Here is a 5625-nt window from a genome sequence, read left to right as displayed (position 1 = left end):
TTCCTTTTTTAGTTGATATTTTTAATTTAAAACACCTTCCGGAAAGTTTTCAGAAAGAAATATTAAAAGAAAATATTGTGATTTACGGAAAGAAATAATAACGACAATTGATGGCTGAAAAGCTTAAAACTGCAATGTATAATGTAAAATGTATAAACTACAGCTTAGAGCTGAGCCAAACACTAAAGTGTTTTCAGTTGAGAGCTGAGATTTTAACGACAACTACAAACAGCAATATAGAATGTAGAATTATTTTAGATACAAAAATTTTTTTAAAAGAAAAATACAAAAATAAGGAAACGAATAAATATTATTGGAATAACCTATATTGCCATTAATAAATTTTATTCCCCATTGTATATCCGGATAAACTTTACTTTTTATAAGTGTAGATAAGGATTTTGATTTACCATTAGATGCTTTAACTTCTACAGGTACAAGATTTGATGTGGTTCTAACAAAAAAATCTTGTTCCAAACGAGAATCATCTCTTTTATAATAATACAAATCATAACTTTGTTTTGATAAACAATTTGCAGCTATATTTTCATACAAAGCACCTTTATAGGTTCCAAGATTTTTGTTTACTCTTAAATCTTGCTGAGATTCTTCATCAAGACAAGCAATTAATAAGCCCATATCAGCAAAATATAATTTATATTTATCTATATCAATGTTTCCTTTGAGTGGAAGTTCCGGGAAATTTAAACAGTAACATGGAATAACAATACCTGCATCTATAATCCATTCTATACATCCTCTGTAATCTTTAAATTTCGCTCCGGAAGATACTTTTGAAATTTGAAATTTCTTATTCTCTTTTGCCAATTGAACAGGTATATGATTAAATACATTTAATATTCTGGTTTGATCTATTCCTACAGCATATTTTCTTATATCTTCTTTATAATCTTGAATTAATTGTTTTTGTAAATTAAGAGTATTCTCAAAAGTTTCTTTTTCAATAAAATTTTTAACTACTGCAGGCATTCCGCCTAAAATACAAAAATCATAAAACAAAGAGTTATATAAATTCAATTCCAAATTATTAAAAGGAACTAAATTTATCATTTTATCTAAGATTTCATTTATAAATTTGTCGTCATAACCTTTTGCCCATAAAAATTCTTCAAAATCCATAGAGCTCATAACAAAATCCTGTTTATATCCGACACTAACACTTTCAATTCTGTTATAATTTATTCCCAATAAAGAGCCGGAACATATAACATCAAATCTGTCATCTTGTTTAAAAAATTTAAGAGATGTTGCTATCTCGGGAAATTCTTGAATTTCATCAAAAAAAATAAGAGTTTTATGTTCTTCAAACTTTTTATTTTGAGCTAATCTTGAAATGTTTTTTATTATATCCTTAGCACCATATCCATCTTCTACAATTTTTTTATATTTAGGTTCTTCGACAAAATTTATTTCTATTATATTTTTATAATTTTTCTTAGCAAAGTTTTTTATAGATTCTGTTTTGCCTACTTGTCTTGCACCTTTTACTATTAAAGGATTTTTGTCTTTATTGTTTTTCCACTCTTCTAATAAACTATCAATTTTTCTTTTTAAATATGCCATAATACCTCATTTTTATAAAAAATATTCTAAAAGCACTAAAAAATGAGCGAATACTTTATAGTATATTACTAAAAAACGAGCGAATAAACAAGTGTTTATTACTAAAAAATGAGCGAATAAATAGATTTGGTTCGGAACAAAAAAATGTATAGACTACAGCTTAGAGCTGAGCCAAACACTAAAGTGTTTTCAGTTGAGAGCTGAGATTTTAACGACAAACGACAAAACGGCATACACAAATTTTTGTCAAATTTAATAATTGATTTTTATTCCGTCCATAACTTCAAGAGCGGCTATTCTTTTTTCTATCGGAGGATGTGTTGATGTTATATCCGAAAGAAAACCGAAAAGCGAAGGTTCGTTTGATAAAGGGTTTTCTATACACATAGGCGACATAATTTCTTTTCCCTGAAAACTTCTGATTGCGGAATGACCGCTTATTTTTTGCAGTGCCGATATTAAACCTTGAGGGTTTCTTGTTATAAGTGCCGCTTTTGCATCGGCTTGATATTCCCTTCTTCTTGAAACGGCAAGCCGAATTAACGGTGCAACAATTATACCATAAACATATAAAACGATACCTATTACAAATAAAATTCCTGCACCTTTACCTGCACTTTTATTTCTTCTGTTACCGTTGCCGCCCATACCTATTCCCATTCTTAAAATAAAACTGCCTGCAAAGGTAAAAAAGCCGATAAGCAAAATTATTATCATCATAAGACGGGTATCTCTGTTATTTATATGTGCCATTTCATGTGCTATTACACCTTCAAGTTCGGATTTTTCCAGTTTTTCAATAATTCCGGTAGTTAATACAATATGTGCATTTTTAGGATCCCGCCCTGTAGCAAAAGCATTTAAACTGTTGTCATACATAATATGAACCTGCGGCATAGGAAGACCTGCGGTTATTGCAATATTTTCCACAAGCCGTATAATTTCTTTATCTTGAACTGCGTCGGCAGGCCTTGCATTTGCAAAAGACATTATAAAATTCTGCCCGGAATAAAAAGAGATAAGTGTCCACACAATAGAAAAAAGAAAAATAATAAGTACTAACGGATAATAAGAATAATGAATATCTTTAAATATTACAAACGGAGCTAAATTAGGATAGGTATAATGTGAAGAAATAACTGCTATTATAAAAAATGAAAAATAAAGCATAGCAATAAGACTTATCGGAAAAAGACAAACCAATAATATTGTTTTTCTTCTGTTATCATCTATAAAATCGTAAGTTGTTATCATTTTTTAAAAAGATACTTTTACCGGATTTTTTGCAGCTTCTTTTTCGGCTTCGTCAAGTTTAAAAAATTCGTTCTTTTCAAAATTAAAAATGTTTGCAATTATGTTGCTGGGGAACATTTCTCTTTTTGTATTGAAAGCCAAAACATTGTTGTTGTAAAACCTTCTTGATGCTTGAATTTTATTTTCGGTATCAACAAGTTCCCTTTGCAATTCAAGGAAGTTTGCATTTGCTTTTAAATCGGGATAATTTTCGCTTAATGCAAATAAGGACTTTAATGTTCCGCTTAAAATATTTTCATTTTTTGACTGTTCAGCAATTGATTTGTTACCGGATTTCATTGCAATATTTCTTGCATTGATAACGGCTTCCAATGTAGTTTTTTCATGTGCGGCATAACCTTTTACGGTTTCAACCAAATTAGGAATTAAGTCATATCTTCTTTTTAACAAAACTTCTATATCGCTCCAAGCTTCCTTTACTCTGTTTCTTAACAAAACAAAACGGTTATAGGTCATCCAAACAAATATAGCTAAAATTACACAGCAAACAATTATTGCGGCAAGTATAATCAACAATACTGTTACCATAACATCCTCCAAAATTTATTTTTATTTACAAAATTCTTTTATTTCATTTTCAAGAATTTTAAATACTTTTGCCAAAAGATACCCGTCGCCTGCAGCATGGTTTAACCTAACCGTTACAGGCATAACAAGTTTACCGTTTTCAAGTCTATATCTGCCCCAGTTAATTATCGGCATAAAAAATAAATATCCGTCGGGAAGTTCAACGTTTAATGAATCGTAAGAAAGCCAAGATACATAAGAAGCATCAAACCAATTAGGATGGTTTGCATTGTCAAGCCCGTATTTATGGCTTTTTTTACCTTTTTCAACATCTTCGACGGCATTTTTGTAGAAAGTGTTATAATCAGGGTCATATTCGGTATAAACGGGTGTGCAGGTTTCTGTATCTTCGTGAAAAATATATTGAGTAGGGTTTATTTTATCATAAACAATTAATTGTTTTGTTTGATAAAGCCAACTCATACGATAATCTGCTCTGGAATTTAAAGTTTTTGATAACAGATACAAAAAATTGATATAAAATTTAGTGTTTGTTTTTTTAGAAAAATCATAAAGTGCTTGAACATCAATTCGTGCAGTCATAGATATCGAACATTTGAACTGAGCAAAATGTTCAAAAATATCTTTTCTGTAAAATTTGTTAATATCAATAATTTTGTAGCTTGAATTCGACATTATTTCTCCTTAAAAATCGCAAAGCAATTTTGAGGTATTGATGTATGGACGTATGGACTAAAATCGCTCTGCGATTTTGATGAATGGATGTTTAGATGTATACAACTATTCTTATATACTTCCATACCTCAAAATTTGATTCCGCAAATTTTCTATCCTTCTATACTTCTTTACCTCTATACTTCAACAAATTGCAAAGCAATTTGTTCTATTTCGCTTGTTCGTATTTCAATGTTACCGTTGTAATATCGGTTACCGATGACGGACCGAAAAATTGAATAGGTCCTGGGAATATATATCTGTCGTTAATGGCCCAATCATTTCTTACTTTTGCAAAAGCTTTAAACGGTTTACCGTTAAGTTTTACAAGTGCTTTTTGAATTACAGGTTTATCTTTACCTTTTCTTTTTTCAATGTTCATCATCATTGTTAAAGGTATTCCACCGCATTTCCAATCGGTAGATTTTTTTGAAAGATTTTTAACAGATGACAAATAACCTGATAAATTATTCAATACAAGTGCTGCAGCATTATAGCCCAAAGCATAAGTATAATTTGCATCAAAGTTTGACGGAACTCCGCATCTGCCTTCATAACCGAAGAAATGGTTTATCGTTGAGAATTTACCGTTATATTTTCCTGCTTTTTTCAATTCTTTTAATTTTTTTGAAACCATTTCAATAAGTAATTTCTCGGTTTCAATTAACGAAACCTGAACATTACCGTGAGGATCTCTGTCAAGCATTAATTGAGCTGCTATTGATACGGGTAACGATTCCATAAGTGCGGCTAAATTTTTAGGAAGTTTAGATATTATAAATTTTGCTTTTTCAATAGCCGTTTGGAATGAATTTATTTCTTTTTCATTATCGGCAATAACATCATTCAAATTTGCTATAAGTGTTTTCATTTCCGGTATAAATTCAATTAATCCTTCCGGAACCAAAACTACTCCGTAATTTTTACCGAGTTTTGCTCTTTTAACAACTAAGTCGGCTAAATTATCTACTATTTGTTTTAATGTCATTTTCTTGGCTAAAATTTCTTCGCCGATTAAAACAACATTCGGCTGAACTTTAAAACCTACTTCCAAAGTGATGTGGGATGCACTTCTTCCCATAAGCCGTATAAAGTGCCAATACTTTCTTGCCGAATTTACATCTCTGCATATATTTCCGACGAGTTCCGCATAAATTTTTGTTGCCGTATCAAAACCGAAAGAAGCTTCAATATGTTCGTTTTTTAAATCGCCGTCGATTGTTTTAGGAACACCGATAACACTTACATTGGTGTTTTCTTTTTTTAAATATTCCGCCAAAAGTGCGGCATTTGTATTTGAATCATCTCCGCCGATAAAAACAAGTGCATCCATTTTGTTTTTCAAAATGGTTTGTTTTGCCTGTGCAAATTGTTCCGGTGTTTCTATTTTTGTTCTTCCGGACTGAATCATATCGAAACCGCCGGTATTTTTATAATTTGCAATAACTTTATCTGTTATTTCCATTGTTTTATTATCCAAAATAC

Annotated in this window: 5 protein-coding genes; all 5 read right to left on the bottom strand. The window is 30.5% G+C overall.

Annotated elements, in window-relative coordinates; all coding sequences use genetic code 11:
- Positions 1-249: 249 nt before the first annotated feature.
- Positions 250-1584, bottom strand: coding sequence for an ATP-binding protein (locus tag ACMUOV_RS07880; protein ID WP_413854588.1), 1335 nt, complete (start codon positions 1582-1584; stop codon positions 250-252).
- A 252-nt stretch (positions 1585-1836) separates the two neighbouring features.
- Positions 1837-2838, bottom strand: coding sequence for a M48 family metallopeptidase (locus ACMUOV_RS07875; RefSeq protein ID WP_413854587.1), 1002 nt, complete (start codon positions 2836-2838; stop codon positions 1837-1839).
- Between the two features lie 3 nt (positions 2839-2841).
- The gene (locus tag ACMUOV_RS07870; protein WP_413854586.1) at positions 2842-3426 is read right to left on the bottom strand and encodes a LemA family protein; all 585 of its coding nucleotides are present in this window, start codon (positions 3424-3426) and stop codon (positions 2842-2844) included.
- A 21-nt stretch (positions 3427-3447) separates the two neighbouring features.
- Positions 3448-4101, bottom strand: a complete 654-nt coding sequence (locus ACMUOV_RS07865) for a CatA-like O-acetyltransferase, family 3 (protein WP_413854585.1) — start codon at positions 4099-4101, stop codon at positions 3448-3450.
- A gap of 208 nt (positions 4102-4309) precedes the next feature.
- Positions 4310-5625, bottom strand: a 1316-nt coding sequence (locus ACMUOV_RS07860) for a diphosphate--fructose-6-phosphate 1-phosphotransferase (protein ID WP_413854584.1), incomplete at its 5' end; no start/stop codon positions are given.

It is taken from the genome of Candidatus Ruminimicrobium bovinum (genome assembly GCF_902760015.1).
Classification (GTDB): domain Bacteria; phylum Elusimicrobiota; class Endomicrobiia; order Endomicrobiales; family Endomicrobiaceae; genus Ruminimicrobium; species Ruminimicrobium bovinum.
This window is presented reverse-complemented; position numbering and strand designations above follow the sequence as displayed.

Excerpts from the sequence above, each read along its gene's own strand:
- ACMUOV_RS07865 (WP_413854585.1), bottom strand. The coding sequence starts at position 4,101 with ATGTCGAATTCAAGCTACAAAATTATTGATATTAACAAATTTTACAGA.
- ACMUOV_RS07875 (WP_413854587.1), bottom strand. The coding sequence starts at position 2,838 with ATGATAACAACTTACGATTTTATAGATGATAACAGAAGAAAAACAATA.
- ACMUOV_RS07870 (WP_413854586.1), bottom strand. The coding sequence starts at position 3,426 with ATGGTAACAGTATTGTTGATTATACTTGCCGCAATAATTGTTTGCTGT.
- ACMUOV_RS07880 (WP_413854588.1), bottom strand. The coding sequence starts at position 1,584 with ATGGCATATTTAAAAAGAAAAATTGATAGTTTATTAGAAGAGTGGAAA.